The 17086-nt window shown below is 39.5% G+C and carries 8 protein-coding genes; 2 read left to right on the forward strand and 6 right to left on the reverse strand.

Annotated elements, in window-relative coordinates:
• Window positions 1-18 precede the first annotated feature (18 nt).
• The 5 genes from BLS35_RS16250 to BLS35_RS16270 form a co-directional block, all read right to left on the reverse strand.
• The gene (locus BLS35_RS16250; protein WP_090782957.1) at window positions 19-1398 is read right to left on the reverse strand and encodes a glucoamylase family protein; all 1380 of its coding nucleotides are present in this window, start codon (window positions 1396-1398) and stop codon (window positions 19-21) included.
• A gap of 60 nt (window positions 1399-1458) precedes the next feature.
• Complete coding sequence (locus BLS35_RS16255) at window positions 1459-2949, reverse strand: RagB/SusD family nutrient uptake outer membrane protein (RefSeq protein WP_090782959.1); 1491 nt, start codon at window positions 2947-2949, stop codon at window positions 1459-1461.
• A gap of 11 nt (window positions 2950-2960) precedes the next feature.
• Window positions 2961-6029, reverse strand: a complete 3069-nt coding sequence (locus BLS35_RS16260) for a SusC/RagA family TonB-linked outer membrane protein (RefSeq protein WP_090782961.1) — start codon at window positions 6027-6029, stop codon at window positions 2961-2963.
• 258 nt (window positions 6030-6287) lie between these two features.
• Entirely contained in the window at window positions 6288-9176 is a 2889-nt protein-coding gene (locus BLS35_RS16265; RefSeq protein WP_090782965.1) for a ligand-binding sensor domain-containing protein, read from the reverse strand.
• A 15-nt stretch (window positions 9177-9191) separates the two neighbouring features.
• Entirely contained in the window at window positions 9192-10130 is a 939-nt protein-coding gene (locus tag BLS35_RS16270; protein ID WP_090782967.1) for an oxygen-dependent tRNA uridine(34) hydroxylase TrhO, read from the reverse strand.
• Window positions 10131-10467: 337 nt separating this feature from the next.
• Here BLS35_RS16270 and BLS35_RS16275 point away from each other — a divergent pair, with 337 nt between their 5' ends.
• Window positions 10468-11655, forward strand: coding sequence for a C1 family peptidase (locus BLS35_RS16275; protein ID WP_090782969.1), 1188 nt, complete (start codon window positions 10468-10470; stop codon window positions 11653-11655).
• A 91-nt stretch (window positions 11656-11746) separates the two neighbouring features.
• Here the strand turns inward: BLS35_RS16275 and BLS35_RS16280 are convergent, their stop codons facing one another.
• Window positions 11747-14194 (reverse strand): DUF5686 and carboxypeptidase regulatory-like domain-containing protein, encoded by a 2448-nt coding sequence (locus tag BLS35_RS16280; protein WP_090782971.1) that lies wholly within the window; start codon window positions 14192-14194, stop codon window positions 11747-11749.
• Between the two features lie 350 nt (window positions 14195-14544).
• On the opposite strand from BLS35_RS16280, the gene BLS35_RS16285 reads away from it, so the two are divergent.
• Window positions 14545-17055: a DUF5686 and carboxypeptidase-like regulatory domain-containing protein gene (locus BLS35_RS16285; protein ID WP_165973329.1), complete on the forward strand. Its 2511-nt coding sequence runs from the start codon at window positions 14545-14547 to the stop codon at window positions 17053-17055.
• Window positions 17056-17086 lie beyond the last annotated feature (31 nt).

A 17086-nucleotide genomic window follows, 5' to 3' on the forward strand; every position in this document is an offset into this window, starting at 1 on the left:
GTGTGCTTGTATGTTCTTTTATTGTTTTACTGATGGAGGCAAGGCCGAACTCGTAAAACCAAGTTTATTTAAGCCTTTTTGTATTTCTGGACTGCTCATAAAGAGTTTCCACAGCAGACCACTGCGATAATTTTCAATCATCACAATAATAGGTCCCTGATCTATGGCCAGATGCGATTTTGCATACCAGTTGTGCTGTTCGCTAAAGGCATCAACAAAGCCATATTCACTCCATATTTTATTGCCGAGATCTTCATAGAAATGCCTCAATGCTTGCATAGAATATTCGGGGGTATAAGGGAAGGCAGATAGGGCTGCTGTAGGCGTAATTACACCTAGGTCTTCATTGGGCGAATGGGCTGCGTAACCCTGCCAGCTATCGCTAGCCGTTAGCCCCCAGCTGTTTGGTCCGTAGCCTTTGTATTGTTTTGGATTTGCAAGGCAATAGGCCCTGTTTACTAGTGTATGATTTTTGTTCTGCTCCCAGTAATCGGCATACCGGTCTTTCAATCCCCTTGGGTCCAATCCTAAAAAGGAATAATGGGAAAAAAATAGAGGACCACCATTGTCAAAGCCGAGCGGTAACTTATGCCCATAAAATTCTTTACCATTCAAAAAGAAATTGCTTTGTGCCCAGCCTCTGTGGTAAACAGCAGCCGATACCGGATATCTTGTTGCAGAAGCTGCGAGTACGTAAGTAATGAGGCATTCATTGTATCCCCTTAGTGGAAAATTCATTGCCCAGCCATTGTTTGGACTCCAGTGCCAGTACAATACTTCTTCTCCCCCTTTAGTAAACCAATCCCATTCTACTTCATCCCAGAGCCAGGTTATGCGGTTCCTCAACTCACTTTCTACCGGGTTATCTGCATTGAAATATTGTTTGGCAGTTAGTAAGCCCTGGAATAGAAAAGATGATTCGACCAGGTCGGCTCCGTCGTCTTTGCGACTAAATGGGATGGTTTTGCCTGTTGTGCCATTAAGCCAATGTGGGAATACACCATGGTAAGCATCGGCTTTAGCTAAAAATTTAACCATTTTTAACAGATACGCGGATGCGCTGTCGCGATTGATCCATTTTCGGTCAGTAGCCACGATAGTTGCCATAATTCCAAACCCTGTGCCTCCTGTGGTTACCACTTCATCCCCATAGCCAAAGGCAACATTACTACGTTCACGCGCCATGCCGCTAACCGGATGACCAAAATTCCAGAAATATCTAAAGGTTTGTTTTTGCACAAGATCCAATAGTTGATCATCACTTAATCCCTTCTGGATTTTTAATTGTGAAGGAATATTTTTTGTGTTGTTTTTTTGCGCCTTCGCAGGCTGCGGAACTATTATTGAACAGGATGTGAGCACCAGAAAAAGTACTGTAAAAAGTCTGCCTTTTGCCATAATTATTATTGCTAAAAAAGGCTGCTGACCAAAATCAGCAGCCTACAGTTCATTTGTTCTTTAGAAGCCTGGGTTTTGAGTAAGGACCCCGCCACTCAAGTCAATTTCAGTCTGCGGAATTGGCCATACTTCATTACGACCGGCTTTCCATCCTTTAGGACCAAAAACTTCAGTTCCGCGTCCTTGACGAATCACGTCGAAATAGCGGTCAAACTCCATTGCAAATTCAACACGTCTTTCTCTGTAAATTGCTTTTCTCATTTCATTCTGATCGGTTGTAGTTACCTTAGGTAGAATGGCCGTATTTCCTTGACGAGCCCTTAGTCTAACCTGTTCCAGAGAAGAGATCGCCTGACCACTATTGTTTAGTTCGTTGGCGGCCTCAGCATTCATCAGTAATACATCGGAATAGCGAAGCATACGTACATTTTGTTGTGCACCTTCGTTAAAGCCTGATACAAACAAGGAGAAAGGAACATATGATTTCTGGTTGTACATTGGGTTATCTCCTGTTGCTGAAATCACGTCGCCCGACGGTGTAGTTTCGCCTCTGAAAATGATGGTCGCATCCCTTCTTGGGTCTCCGGTTTCATAAGCTGCTGCCAGATTGGCTGAAGGAACATTAAATCCCCATCCGCCACCGGTTACACCGCGTACACCTTGTACCTGAGAATATTGAGAATTAGAAGCATCTTTATTATTTGGCAATAATGCACACTGGATTTCAAAAATAGATTCTACGCTATTTTCATTTTCTATCCTAAACACCTTTTCGTAGTTGGGAAGCAAGGAATAGCCCATGCCCATTACCGTATTGGTGTAAGTCATTACATCTGTCCACTTTTTAAGGTACATCGCAACTTTGGCATGTAAGGTTAATGCTGCGCCTTTTGTTACACGGCCAATATCTGTTGTTGCAGTATAAGATGGGGGCAATACAGCTGCCGCCTCATTCAGGTCTTTCTCAATTTGTGCATATACTTCTGCAACAGATGCTCTCGGAAGATTGTAGTCTGTATTTGCATCTTTAGGAACATGTAAGCGCAGCGGAACTCCTCCGAAAGCGCGTACAAGCCTGAAATAAGAAAAGGCGCGTACAAATTTAGCTTCGGCCAAATACCTTGCTTTCAGGTTCTCATCCATGGTTATGCCTGGAACATTATCCAGTACCTGGTTGGTATAATTGATATTCCGGTATTGTCCATTCCAGAAGCCTGAGATATTTCCCTGATCCGGGTCGATCGTAAACTGATCGAATTGTAAAAAGAAACTGGCATCAGATGCTGTACTTCCTTTGTCTGCATCGTCAGAGCCGATACTTTCGATAGCAATGGCCGGAAATGCAGTGTTTTCCCAGGAACGTAGGTTCCCATAAATAGCGTTTACTCCAGCTGTGGCATCATCAGCCGTTTTCCAGAAGACCGTACTTTGTTGCTTACCTTGTTCAGGAACATCCAGGAAACCTTTGTTGCAGGAAGGCAGGATACCAATGCTAAGGGCTAAACCAATACCCAAAGCTGCTGTTTTATATAGATTATTATATTGTTTCATGATATTGCAGATTAAAAAGTAAGGTTAATTCCGAAATTGTAGGTAGCAAATAAAGGATAAACATTAGCATCCAATCCTGCATTTAAGGCAGTGTTTGGTCTGTCTGCTTTAATCTTTTCTGCATTGTCAGTTGGTATCGGGCCTACTTCAGGACTGAACCCTTTGTAACCAAAAATGTTAATTGCATTTTGAGCATTGGCATAGATTCTTACCTTTTTGATCTTCCATTTATTTAAAATACCTGAAGGCAGGGTATAACCCAGTTGTGCATTTCTTACTCTGAAATATGATCCGCTGGATACATAAAATGAGTTAGGCGCTGCATTGGCTGAGGCGCCTATGTTTGCTGAAGGGTAGGTGTTTGAAGTACCTTCTCCATGCCATCTGTTATCAAAAAGGTCTTTGCTGATGTTCTCGTTTCCGAAGCGATTGGCCAGATTAGCATTATATATGTCTACACCTGCCACACCTTGGAAATCCAAAGCAAGGTCGAAATTTTTGTAAGCAAAGTTGGTGTTAACCCCATATGTGTATTTAGGATTAGGGTCACCAATTACGGTTCTGTCGGCAGAAGTAATTTTTCCATCGCCATTCAGATCTTGATATTTAAAACCTCCAGGAGCAGCACTTGCCTGAGTAGGTGAATTGGCTACATCTGTTGCATTCTGAAAAATGCCCGCAACTTTGTATCCATAAAATAAGCCTATAGGATCTCCAACAATAGTTCTTGTAGCGAATGCGCCGTTGGTAATACCTGTGCTGCCAGAGAAAATAGGTATTTCGCCTGAAAGTACATTTATTACTTTATTGGCATTGTAGCTGATATTGCCACCTACTGAGTAAGTTAAGCCTCCTTCAGTTGTATTTGTCCATGCTGCAGACAACTCCACCCCCCTGTTCTGAATGTCGGCCTGGTTGCCTAGTAATTGATTGTCTACGGTGCCCAATGATCCCAATACAGGGATCTTAAAAATTGCCCTTGAAGTTTTTCTGTTATAAAAATCTGCCTCAACAGTTAACCTGTTTGTTAGGAAGGCAGCCTCAAAGCCAATGTTCGTACCAATTCCCTTTTCCCAAACAATGGCAGGTGGGATAAGGGTATTCACACTTTTACCGGTAAAAGGAATGTTGTTAAATATGGCAACTAGATTGCCTGTCTGGCCCACTAACTGTTGTGAAGGATTAATCGGTACGTTTGCATTTCCAATAATACCCCAGCTTCCTCTTAACTTCAATGAGCTGAACACAGTTTGATTTTTCATGAAATCTTCATTAGTGATTACCCAACCAGCACCAACTGAAGGGAAATATCCCCAGGTTTCGTTGCTGCCAAAAAATTGTGAAGCACCATCGGTACGAATAGAGGCATTCAGCAGATATTTATTCTTGAACGAATAATTTGCCCTTGCAAAATAAGAAGCGAATTTGATGAGTGAACCCTCGTCTGCTGCAGTCCTTGTGGCCGCATCGCCCAAATTAAGATATAGGTCTGCATCACTAGTAAACGGTACATTTTGTGCTGAAGCATTTAAAGTATAAGCTTTGTTACTTTGGGCAGATTGACCGAGTAGTACAGTAATGTTGTGATCTTTGTTAAATGTATTCTCATAAGTCAGCGTATTTTCAATGATCCAGTTTCTGGTTTCAACACGTTTGAGATCAAGGATACTTACATCACTTTTCTGTGCATAAGTAGCATAATATTTTGGACCATATTTTCGATTTTCTAGTTGACCGAACTCTCCACCAAAGCTGGATTTAAAAGTAAAATGTTCTGCAAATTTCAATTCTGCGAAAACATTACCTGTAACTCTGTATTGCTTGGTCTGTTGATTGAAAAAATCAAGACTGGCCTGAGGGTTAAAATTAGCACCATCTCCAAGACCTTGGCTAGTAGGATCTCCGTATGAACCATCTGCATTAAATACAGGTATAGAAGGTGAAGCAGAATATATTTGATGATAGATCGTTGTTGGAACATCTTTGGATTTACTAGAAACCCCGGTAATGTTGTAACCCACCTTAAAGCTTTTTGACAGTTGTATATCATTGGATACGCGGGCTGTATACCTCTTGTAGTTGTTGGTTTTGATAATTCCATCTTGATCAAGATAACCCAATGAGATGTTGTAGGTAGATTTGTCTGTTCCTCCAGCTATCGAAACATTATGGTTTGTTACAAATGCATTGCGAAGGGTCTGATCATACCAATCCGTTCCTACACCCAAATTATCGGTATTACTGAACACAGGGGTTCCGCCGTTTAGTCCGGCAAGTTCATTTGTAAAAATTCCGTATTCTTGAGCATTCGCCATTTTAACCTTATTGGTTACTTTCTGAAAACCGGCATAGGCATCATAGTTGATCGTTGTTGGAGTGCCCAATTTTCCTTTCTTTGTCGTAATTAATACCACTCCATTTGCAGCTCGGATACCATAAATAGACTGTGCAGAAGCATCCTTTAAAATGCTCATGTTCTCAATGTCATTTGGATTCAAAAAGTTGATGTCGTTATACCATACCCCATCTACCACATATAAAGGAGCTTGGTTTCCGAATATTGTTCCTAACCCACGGATGCGAATCTGAGGTGAAGCTCCTGGCGTACCTGTACTGGTTATGGATACCCCGGCAATTTTACCTTGCAATGCCCCTATAGGATTTGTAGATGCCTGTTTTGATATTTCTGATCCTTTTAAACTGGCTACAGCACCCGTTACGTCTAATTTACGCTGGGTTCCATAGCCGACTACTACAACCTGCTCCAGTTGCTGTGAGGAAGGAGTTAATACTACATTGATTGTTTGTTGTCCGTTAATTAGGACTTCCTGGGTTACATAACCAATATAGGTAAATACCAGGGTACTATTGGCCGATGTGTTAATGGAATAGTTTCCGTTAACATCTGTTTGTACTCCTTTAGTTGTGCCTTTTACGGTAACGCTTACTGATGGTACAGTGGTCTTGTCCAGACCATCTGTAACAGTGCCCTTAACAGTGATGTCCTGTGAAAAGGCTGCATTGGTAAAAAACAAACAAAGTGTACTTAAAACAGAGAGTTTTGTAAAAAATCTTTTCATACTCGTTTAAGTTTTTGGTTAATATTTGATAGTTAAAACTCCATTAGATTATTGGTTATAACAAGTTTTGCAACCTCAACATTATTACATCATTTATTAAAAAAGGCTATCTCATCGAGGCGGAGAATCACCGATTTTAATGCGGAAAACAGGGTTGTTGTGGATTAAACCCCATTGAGTTATATACTACAACGATGGAATTAAAAAGGTTTGGTCTGGGGGCGTTTTTTTGAGTTATGAGAGGTAATGTAGTAGTGCTTATAACTCCATAAGGAACTCTACAAGGTTTTTATCGTGTGGTACATTCAGTTTTTTTCTTAGCCTATACCTTCTGATCTCCACTCCTCGAAGGGAAATGTTTAATAAAGACGCCAGCTCTTTGCTACTCATATTCATATGTAAATAGGCGCAAAGTTTTAGGTCATTGGGTACCAGGTCTGGGTGATTGGCTTTAAGTTTTTTGAAGAAATTTTCATGCGCTTCATTAAAACTATTCTCAAATAAATTCCAGTCCCGATCATCATTCATGCCCTCGTCAATGACTTTCTGAATTCTCCTCAATTGATCTTCCGAAAGCGTCTTTCCGTGCTCGTCTTTAAGCTTCAAAATTTCTTCGCTGATTTTTTTGAGTAGCTCATTTTTGTAAACCAGGCTCATGGCAGAATTTGCTAGTTCCCTGCTTTTTCCGGCAAGTTCCGCATGTAGTTTTTCTGTCTGTAATTTTATGATTTGTTTTTCAGTGGTTTCAGCTTCTTTCTTTAGGAATATTTCTTTTTCAGCTTGAAGTTTTGCTGTAATTGCCTGTTGATCTCTAAGTAATTTTTTCTCATATAATTTCTTGCCGATATATAAGAATATAATCAGCAAAATCAGGTAGAAACCAAATGCCCACTTGCTGGCATAAAAGGGGGGAAGCACAGTAAACTCAAAAGCGGTAGTCCCACTTAAGGTCTGATCATTTATTTTCGCCCGGACCAGAAACTTGTAATTCCCATGGTTTAAGTTGGTGAAGTCTTTCTGGGAAGCGCTGCTCCAATCCGACCATTGCTTGGAATAACCTTCAAGGAAATACTGGAATTTGATGTTGGCTTGTCTATAATAGGGTAGTGCATAAGAGACTCGTATATTATTTCGACTGAAAGGGATTTCTATTGCTGATTTGCTGTTACCTACTTCGCTTATAGTGGAGTAGGTATCTGTAATATCCTCTATCTTTCTGATCAATACCGATGGCAGGCTGATTTTTTTGCTCGTTTGGGGTTCATTTGCATTGTATATCACAAAACCATCATCCACGCTGATGAGGTAAATCTGGTTGCTGATTTTGCTGATATTCTCATAATATTGAACCATCCGTCCATCCAGTATACTAAAACGGTTGGAGTCTATATCGATCTTGCCAGGCTGAGCAAAATTGATGAGGGCCATTTTACCGTGGTTAATAAACCAATATTTTTTCTCGCCCGCATTAATGACCTTATTGGAATGGGCAAAGGAACCAATATACTTATTCAGAATTTCATAGGTGGTAAAGCGATTGCTGATCTCGTCAAAAGTTAAAAAGCCTTTATCAGAAGAATAAAGCAGTTTGTTCTCTAGTGTAAACAGATTAACATTGTAACTGCTGGGTAAGCCGTTACGTTCATCGTAATATTTAACGTTGATTACTTTTTTAAAATCGGGACTAAGGCTCAGTTTATAAAGCCCTCTATAAGCATGACTTACCCAAATGTCTCCTTTGGAATCTTTTTCTATATATCTGGAAGGTTCTTTGAAGTTTTCAATTTTATAAAAATATTTCCATTGCCCGGCCTCTTTTTTATAAAGGACAAGACCTGTGTATGTACCTTGAATCAGGTATTCGTCATTTAGTTTTTTTATGGTCCAGCCTCCGCTTATGCTGGAGACCTTTTCTATATTGTTATCTTTTACGCTGAAGGTGCCATCGTTATGACCACATAGTAATTGTCCATCAATTAAGCTCAAGTCCCATACCTGGCCCTGTGACTGTGGAATAAGCTTAAAATTAAAGGGCTTAAAATCTTGTCCCTTTCCACCTATCCATGGACTGGAAAATAGGCCCTGATTGGTGCCTAGATATATTTTATTATTGTAGATCAGGCTGGAATAAACTGTGCCAAACATGCCCGTTTTATCAAAATAGAAATAAAGGGGAGAATTTAGTTCTATCCTGTCGATCCCGTTATCCAGTCCTGTCCATAAATTTTGTTCGTTATCTGCATAAATGCTTAATACCGTGTTGTTTTGAAGGCCGCTTGATTTATTAATTTGCTGTACAATATTACCATCCTCGTCAATAATAATAAGGCCGTTTAAGATAGTGCCGTAGGCATAATATTTGCCCAATACTCGAGCTCCATTATTGAGCTGGTATGTCTGTAAAAAGGGATTAGCTGCAGTTTTGAAAGGAGTGTATCGCTGACCATCATATAAAAAAAGCCCGGCTTTACTGGTTCCTATCAGTAACTGTCCATTTTTGTAAGGGAGTATTGATAATATACTTTCCGGTAAAGGTAATCCTATATTGTTTAAAGGAGCCAATTCATGGCCTTTCAACTCAAACAGCCCTTTGCCGAGCTCTTCGACAATGAAACGCTTATCAACTTTGTGCAAAAACAAAAATGAACCTGTGCTTTTAATCACACTGATTTTGCTATGCTCATAGATGTATATAGTAGTGAACGATTGGAAGATAATTCTTTTATCGTCAACATAGATCTTCCATATCTCATCGGTCATTTTGTGTTGCTTGGGGATAAGGTTGATTAACGAAAAGTATTTTAAACGCTTATCAATTACCCGCCAATAGCCAAACTCACCAAAACTACCTACATAAATTACACCGTCATTACCTGTTGCTACCGACCGCACAATTTGTTGGTTTGGCATTTTGTATTGTTGCCAATATTTTCCATCATAGCTTAAAAGTCCCTGGGCATTTCCAAAATACATAATGCCGGCCTTGTCTTTTGCTATAGACCAGTTTTGATTGCCAGATAAGTAAACGGATTTGGGGAAATTTTGCACATAAGGAACCCCAATATTTTTTACATCATCAGCTGCTGCATAAAAAGGCAGGAATATAATAAGATAAAGTAAAAAGTATGTTAGGCTTCTTCGTTTCATGAAGAGCTAAGATAGTTATTTGGCCGATACGTTTACTGGTTGAGGTACTTTTACATAATATCCTGTTCCATCGTATTTACGCTTACGCGGATTGGTGGTGCAGGGTACCGAACAACAGCCTTGTAACTCATCTCCACATTCGTCACATTGTGTTACATGCTCATTGCACTCTGGATTGGCACAATTGATCATTTTAGGCGTTATTTTGCCACAGTTATAACATGTGGATACTACAGATGGATTAACAGAGTTCACGTCAACAGCAATGCGGCTGTCAAATACATAACATTTACCTTCAAAATCCTCTCCACCTGCTTCTTTTCCGTATTTAATGATCCCGCCATGAAGTTGGTATACATCATTAAATCCATGGTGCAACAGTAATGCAGATGCTTTTTCGCATTTGATACCACCTGTGCAGTAGGTTAGTACTTTTTTGTCTTTGTATTGAGCAAGCTCATTTATCTTATCCGGGAATTCCCTGAAATTTTCGATGTCGAGGGTGATGGCGTTTTTAAATCTGCCAAGATTATGCTCGTAATTTGAACGGACATCAAGGATGATTACATCTTCCTGATCAATCATTTTCTGAAATTCTACGGGCTCCAGGTGCTTCCCAGTCTGTTTGTTCGGATCAATGATGTTCGGATCTCTTAAGCCGGAGTGAACAATTTCTGATTTATAACGACAATGCATTTTAATGAAAGAGGGTTCTTCCACATCGTCGATTTTGAATTCAGTTTTTGCAAAACGTTCATCTGCGTTGATGGCTGCCATATAGGCATCACAGGCTTCTTTTGTTCCTGAAACGGTACCGTTTAACCCCTCATCGGCGACGATGATTCGGCCAACAAGACCTATGGATTTACAGAATTTTAAGTGATCGTCCGCGAATTGTTCTGCGTTTGCTATGTGACTATAGCAATAGTAAAGTAATGTCTGGAATTTATTCATAATTCATTGATACCGGTGCAAATGGCGTTTAATGCGTTGCAAAAATGCAAAAAAAACCGTTCTCCTCCAAGTCTGGCATCTTTAAGGCTCCTGAAGGGGAGCTTAAAGCGCCTGAGGCCTTGTCGGAGAAGGTATTTTTTGTTTCAAGCAGGGCGGAATAGTAGACCGTTTTATTGGGTTGCGGATAGGAGGGGAACGATTTAAAGTGAAGGGTAACCGCTCCATTGTAACAAATTAAGTGGTATGCAGCTAACCTGCACTTAATTTGTGTTGGATAATTACTAAGTTTGCGTCGGTAATCAATTAGAACGTATACTAACTAACTTTTAAACATAAAATGACTAAATTTTCAATGAAGCCATTGTGGTTGTCAGCTGGGCTTTTGCTTGGTACTACCGTTGGTTTTGCACAAGACAATCTTGTTAATTCACTAAAAAATAACCAAAGTGCTAACAGTACAAGCAGTTTCACTTTTACTCCGGTAGTAAATGCAGAAGCTACATCTGTAAAGAACCAAAAATCATCGGGTACTTGCTGGAGTTATAGCACCAACTCATTCCTTGAGTCAGAAATGATTCGTATGGGAAAAAAAACAGTTGATTTGGCTGACTTGTTTACTGCTCGTAATGCTTACATCGAAAAAGGTATTAACTATGTACGTATGCACGGCGCTTTGACTTTAGGTGATGGTGGTGCTTGTCATGATGTAACCAATATGCTAGCTAAGTATGGTGCTTTACCTCAAGAAGCTTATAGTGGTAATGATTATGGAAGCCCAGGTTCTTCAGATAGAATGAACAAGTTAACTGAAGCAATTTTAAAGAAAGCAGTTTCTGGTAAATTTGATCCAACATGGAAAGCAAGATATATTGCAACTATCGATTCTTGCATGGGTGCTGTTCCTGAGAAATTTACTTACGAAGGAAAAGAGTATACTCCTAAAACTTTTGCTAAAGAGGTTGTTGGAATAAATCCAGCTGATTATGTTGAACTTTCATCGTTCACCACCAGCCCTTATTATGAGAAAGCTGTACTGATGGTGCCTGATAACTGGTCATTTGATCAGGTTTACAATGTGCCAATGACTGACATCACTACCATTATTGATAATGCTTTGAAAAAAGGATTTACAGTTGCCTGGGCTACAGATGTAAGTGAAAAAGGTTTTAGCTGGAAAAATGGTGTGGCTTATGTGCCTGCAAAAGATTTTGAAAGCATGAGCATTGATGAGAAAAAAGCAATGTTTAATGGTCCAAAACCAGAGAAAGAAATTACTGTAGAATTACGTCAAGCTGCTTTTGATGACTATGAAACTACTGATGATCACGGTATGCAAATCACTGGTATTGCAAAAGATCAGTCAGGTAAAGAATATTATATCGTTAAAAACTCATGGGGTGCAACTAACGATTACAAAGGATATTTGTATGTAACTAAAAACTTTGTACAGTACAAAACAACAGCCTTCCTGTTGAACAAGAATGGAATTCCATCTGATTTACGCAAAAAAATGGCGATTAAATAAGAGGAAGTTTAAAGCTTAAAAAGGGATGTTTCGTTACGATACATCCCTTTTTTGTATGCTTTACTAGCAAGTTCAAGCTGAATGACCTAGACTAAAATCCGTAAGAAAGTCTAAAACCGTGCTGTACTCTGCTACTGCCGTCGAAAGCAAAACCATAAACGGCTCTGAATATTAAACGCTGAACACCGAAGTAGAATTCCGAGTAATCTTTTTTGATAGGCTGGCTTAAATAGCTGGCGCCAATTAACTCTTCCAGTTTTAATTTACGTAGGAATGGAACCTTGTTGCTGAACCTGCCGGAAAAGTTATGCTCAAAATGTGCCTCTATGTATTCTCTATCAGTACTGAATAGGTAAAAATCAAGGAAAAGGAATTTTCTTAGTTCGGGTAGAGAGAACAACGCGTTATTGCCCCTGAAGTGTTTGGCTTCGGGATAATAGATCTGGTTGTTGTTTAGGAATTTTCCCGCTTCTAACGAAACAGAGGAATACCCCCACAGGCCAAACCTTACTTTCTCCTGCATGACTTCCACTGAAATGAGATCATAATCAACATCACTGCTTAGTGCGTTTTTTATACCTTTTCTATACGAAAGATCAATTATAGGGTATTTTGCAGGCTGGTAAATCCGACCATCAGGATGGGTAATGTATTGCTGCTTGATGGTGTAATTTAGGGATGCTTTTAAAGTTAAGGCCTTATAAGTTGGGAACAATGGTGTCTCCATCGTTGGCGTAAAGGGATTGTTGGAGGTAAACTGTTCTCCCTTAAAGTCATCGAATTTGTAGTTGGTGCTATTAAAGAGGTTGGTGTTGCGGGTGTAGTCCGCACTTAGGTGTGCCAGCAATCCATTAGTCAGCTCCCTTGTGGTTCCTATGCTGGCAAATTCTTTTTTATAAAACTTGGAATAGTTGGTCTCAAAAAGCAAAGAGTTGAGAGAGTTGCTGTAGAGCGTCATCGAACCATAATTGTTTAGGTCATATATGCCAGATCCTGCGCTAATGCTAATGTTTGCTCTTTTTAAGGGGTTGTAAAGGTAGGTGCCGGTTAGGTTTCCGGTAAATGTTTTATTTGAAAACCCGTACCTGGCTTCTGCTCGAACAGTGTAATTACGTTGATCTTCGAGGTCTTTTTTATAAACTACAGCAGGTTTTAGGGTTAAGCCCTCTACTGTGTTGTAAAATATAGAGTTGGTAAGTGGATCGAACGTATAATGCGCTTTTCTACGGTATTTGTTAATGGTTTGTCCAAATATGACAAGGGAAAATGGGCCTATCCTGTTGTTTGCTTTTTCCAGAGAATCGAGGTAATGACTTGAATTTTTTATGGCTGCAATACTGTCTTTTCTGACGTAATTTCTGCTTTCTTCGGCGGTAAGTGGAATCGGACGGTTATTTAACCAGAATAATGAGTCTTTTTTGTTTACGGCCTTATTGATATTCAGAATTTCACCATTGAAAAAGTGTTTTGGGAAGTTGGGCTGTAGATTGTAATTGCTGTAAACACCAATGTAATAGCCTTCAAATTTAAAGCCCAATATATTTCCGTTGAATTGAAAATTAATATTAGAGGGCATAAAAGTACTGCCTGTTTTTAAAAACTGTTGGGAGATGTTCAGGGTGTCGAGCAAATTAATGCCTGTGTTTTTGGTAAGGTAAAGATCTACGTTAACCAGATGCCAGCTGTCGTCCCTAATATATATAACTCCTCTAAATACAGGATCGTGGGCACCACGGGGAATGACTTCGATTTTGTTGATCAGCACGCCATCATCCATACTTACGCCTAAAAGTTTGTATTGATAGTAACGTAGGGCATTGTCGGCGATTGGAGATACAAAGCCCCGGGTGCTTAATTTACTTTCTAATAGAATGTTGTCATAGAAATTGATGATCAGGTCTGAAGCCTTGTTAAAGCTAAAAGTTTTATTCGTACCAGCGGTTTTTGAAGAAATCATTTCCTCATGAATTTGATCGGGGCGTTGATAAGCAAAAGTAGAGGTGGATTCTGAAAGATATAAGATGCCTTTTCTGTTCGTATCCAAATCCAGTATCTTTTGTACATCCTTTCCAAATATCTTTTTTGGAGCTCCAACGAGTTTTTGTACACCTTTGATATAGACATTGCAGGTATAGGCGTTGACCTCGTTCAGGTGTTTCTTTCTTGCTTTTATGGCCTGTCTGATGATCTCATAAGCAGGATCTTCAGCGTTTGAATTAATGGTTACACCAGAAAGTGTGAAAGTCTCAGGGCTAAGTGTGATATCTTGAGAAGTGTTAGCGCTGATGGTTAATTCTTTTTCTATTGGTTTATAGCCAATGGCTTTGTACATGATGGTATGAGTACCCTGTTCAATCGAGAAGGAATATTGGCCGTCGATGTTCGCAGCCGTGCCCTTTGTTGTACTCTTAATAAATACCGATGCGAAAGAGACTGGATTACCCTCAGGGTCTTGAATGCGGCCACTGAGTTTAAATTGCTGTGCTGAACTGTTAAGTAAGCTAAGGAAAAGGAATAAGGTAAAGAAGATCTGCTTCATCAATAGGTAGGCAAGTATGATTATAATTTACAACGCACGCGAGCGCGCATTGTTTTAATTTGTTAACCGGCAATTTTTTTAATCTTGAGGTAAGATAGCTAAAATGCTTGATATAAAGATATAGGGGTAATGTTTGGCCCATTTTTGCCTACCTACTTATAGGTATATTTGACTTGAAATCTGCATTTTATCAGACTTCTACGGAAGAAATGAAAAAACGTACTTATCTTTGAGACTTATCTAATAAGCCCAATTGCGTAAACTCTATGTTTTCTCACATGATAATTTTTTGTCGTATTGTTCTCAACGCGATTCCTTTTAACCTTTTACACCTCTTTCCCTTGCAATCTTTGAGTAAGTTATTATCTAGTGTGGGTCTTTTGATACTGCTGTTTTCTTTGCCTTCTTTTGGCCAAACTACCATTAAAGGTGTAATTAAGGATAAGCATACAAAACAACCGATCCCTTCTGTTTCCATTTCATTTGCAGGTGTAAGTGGGGGTACGGTTTCTGATAAGGAAGGTTTTTTTCAGATTCGCATTAGTAAAACGATAAAAGGGCTTGTTTTTTCTGCAATTGGTTATAAAAAGCATCATTTTACATTGTCTGAAAAAGAATCTCCATATGTAAACATAGAACTGGAAGAGCTTCGCAATGATCTGGATGGCGTAAGTATTGTTGCCGCTAAAAGGCCAAGGTATCGCAATAAGAATAATGAAGCTGTTGAACTGATCAAACATATTATCGATCATAGAGATAAAAACAGGAATAAGCAGGATAGCACCGTGGTTTTTAAGTTGTATGAAAAATTGAATATGTCATTGAATATGGGTGCTGCGGAGATTCCTACTTCTTCGTTTCTACGCAAATTTCCTTTTTTGCTTAAAACAGCCGATACAGTAAGACTTCCGGGGCGGGCATTGATCCCTTTGTTTATGCGGGAGCGCTTAAGCTTGTGCCAGGAGACTAAGGATCATGTAGATGACAAATCCGTGGTGCTGGATGAAAAGCAATCTCGGGTTGATCAGGGATTTGATGAAGATGGTATTGATGAGTACCTGAACCATATCTATCAACATGTAGATATTTACGATCATGATATTTCTCTTGGTAGTCAACGCTTTTTAAGCCCGATATCCTCCCTTGCTCCTGAATTTTATAAGTACTTTATTACCGATACCATTAAGGATGTAAAGCCTTATGTCGTTCGCCTTGCTTTTAGTCCGCGAAGTAAACAGGACCAGCTTTTCATGGGTGAAATGCTGATCCCACTTGATGGTAATTATGCGGTAAGTAGTGTAACCCTTTACCTGAACAAAGCGATCAATATCAATTGGGTAAATGATTTTCAAGCTAGCGTTGATTATAAGCGGGATAAAAAAGGGCAGTATTACATTGCTAAGAGTACAACCGCAATGGACTTAGGCCTCTTTAAAGGTAAACATAGCCTTTATGGGGTACGTACGGTGGGGACTTTTGATTATACTATTGGCAATAAGGGAGTTGTTTTTCCTATGCCTAAAACATTCTCGTCCAGGAAGAAAAGATTGGATACTTTTAGCCGACCCTTAGCTTTATCCTCTTTGGAGTTAAATGCTTACAAAAATATTGACAGCCTGAAAGAGTCTCCAAAGTTTAAACGCTTTATTGGTCTTTCGACGTTGGTTATGTCGGGTTATAATAAGAGGGGGCCTATTGATATTGGACCGGTAACTTCATTTTATAGCTTTAACAATGTTGAAGGAACAAGGCTTCGGTTGAGTGCGCGTACAAATGAGGACTTTAGCGATAAGTGGGTTGTAGATGGTGGAGTTGCCTATGGAACTAAGGATAAACAGTGGAAGCACGCTGTAGGGGTTATTTATTCTTTTAAGCCAGAGGGTGTGTTAAGGTATCCCATAAATTCAATCACGATAAAGAGTAGTTATGAAACCCAGATTCCAGGTCAGGACTTTAGTTTTATAGAAGAGGACAATTTCTTGTTATCTTTTAAAAGAGGGGTTGATGATAAACGTCTTTACACAAGGAAATGGTCTGGAGAGTACTTTCGAGAAATGGAAAACAATCTTTCTTATCGTCTGGGTTATCGCAATCAGGAATTTAATCCAGCAGGTGGACTTATCTTTCAGCCTGAATCGGGTGCAGCACTGGTACATAATCTTCAGGTATCGGAATTTACCTCCGAGTTTAGATGGGCTCCTAAAGAGCAGTTTTTCCAGGGCAAACGCTTTCGTCGTCCTATAAAAAATGGGCATCCTGTTTTTACATTTAGAGCTTCGGCGGCAATTAAAGGTTTCTTAGGTGGAGATTATACTTACCAAAATTTATCTTTGAATATCTTTAAAAGGGTATATGTTTCTCCTTTTGGTTATTCTGATGTCATTCTTGAAGGTGGAATGATATTGGGTAAGGTTCCATTTCCGCTCTTGTCTATCCATAAGGCGAATCAAACCTATTCTTATCAGATTCAATCCTATAATTTGATGAATTTTATGGAGTTTATGAGCGATAGATATGCCAATATCAATATTGATCATTCCCTGAATGGTTTACTCTTAAACAAAATTCCATTAATTAAAAGGTTACAACTTCGGGAGGTATTTTCTGCGAAGATACTTTATGGTGGAATTTCGGCTAAGAACAGACCGGAAAACGATCCTGATCTTTATCGCTTTGCTACGGATAAGGACGGTATGCAAACTTCTTTTGGATTGGGAAAAACACCTTATGTGGAGGGCAGTGTTGGTCTTTCAAACATCTTCAAATTGCTGCGGATAGACTACGTTAGACGCTTTACTTATCTTGACCATCCAAATGTGGCTAAGTCAGGTATCAGGGCCAGGATACACGTCGATTTCTAAACATAGCTGATTTTTGGTTACCACCCGAACA

It is taken from the genome of Pedobacter sp. ok626, assembly GCF_900100435.1.
GTDB lineage: Bacteria > Bacteroidota > Bacteroidia > Sphingobacteriales > Sphingobacteriaceae > Pedobacter.

Coding starts and splice junctions, on each gene's coding strand:
- BLS35_RS16260 (WP_090782961.1), bottom strand. CDS start 6,029: ATGAAAAGATTTTTTACAAAACTCTCTGTTTTAAGTACACTTTGTTTG.
- BLS35_RS16250 (WP_090782957.1), bottom strand. CDS start 1,398: ATGGCAAAAGGCAGACTTTTTACAGTACTTTTTCTGGTGCTCACATCC.
- BLS35_RS16270 (WP_090782967.1), bottom strand. CDS start 10,130: ATGAATAAATTCCAGACATTACTTTACTATTGCTATAGTCACATAGCA.
- BLS35_RS16275 (WP_090782969.1), top strand. CDS start 10,468: ATGACTAAATTTTCAATGAAGCCATTGTGGTTGTCAGCTGGGCTTTTG.
- BLS35_RS16255 (WP_090782959.1), bottom strand. CDS start 2,949: ATGAAACAATATAATAATCTATATAAAACAGCAGCTTTGGGTATTGGT.
- BLS35_RS16280 (WP_090782971.1), bottom strand. CDS start 14,194: ATGAAGCAGATCTTCTTTACCTTATTCCTTTTCCTTAGCTTACTTAAC.
- BLS35_RS16265 (WP_090782965.1), bottom strand. CDS start 9,176: ATGAAACGAAGAAGCCTAACATACTTTTTACTTTATCTTATTATATTC.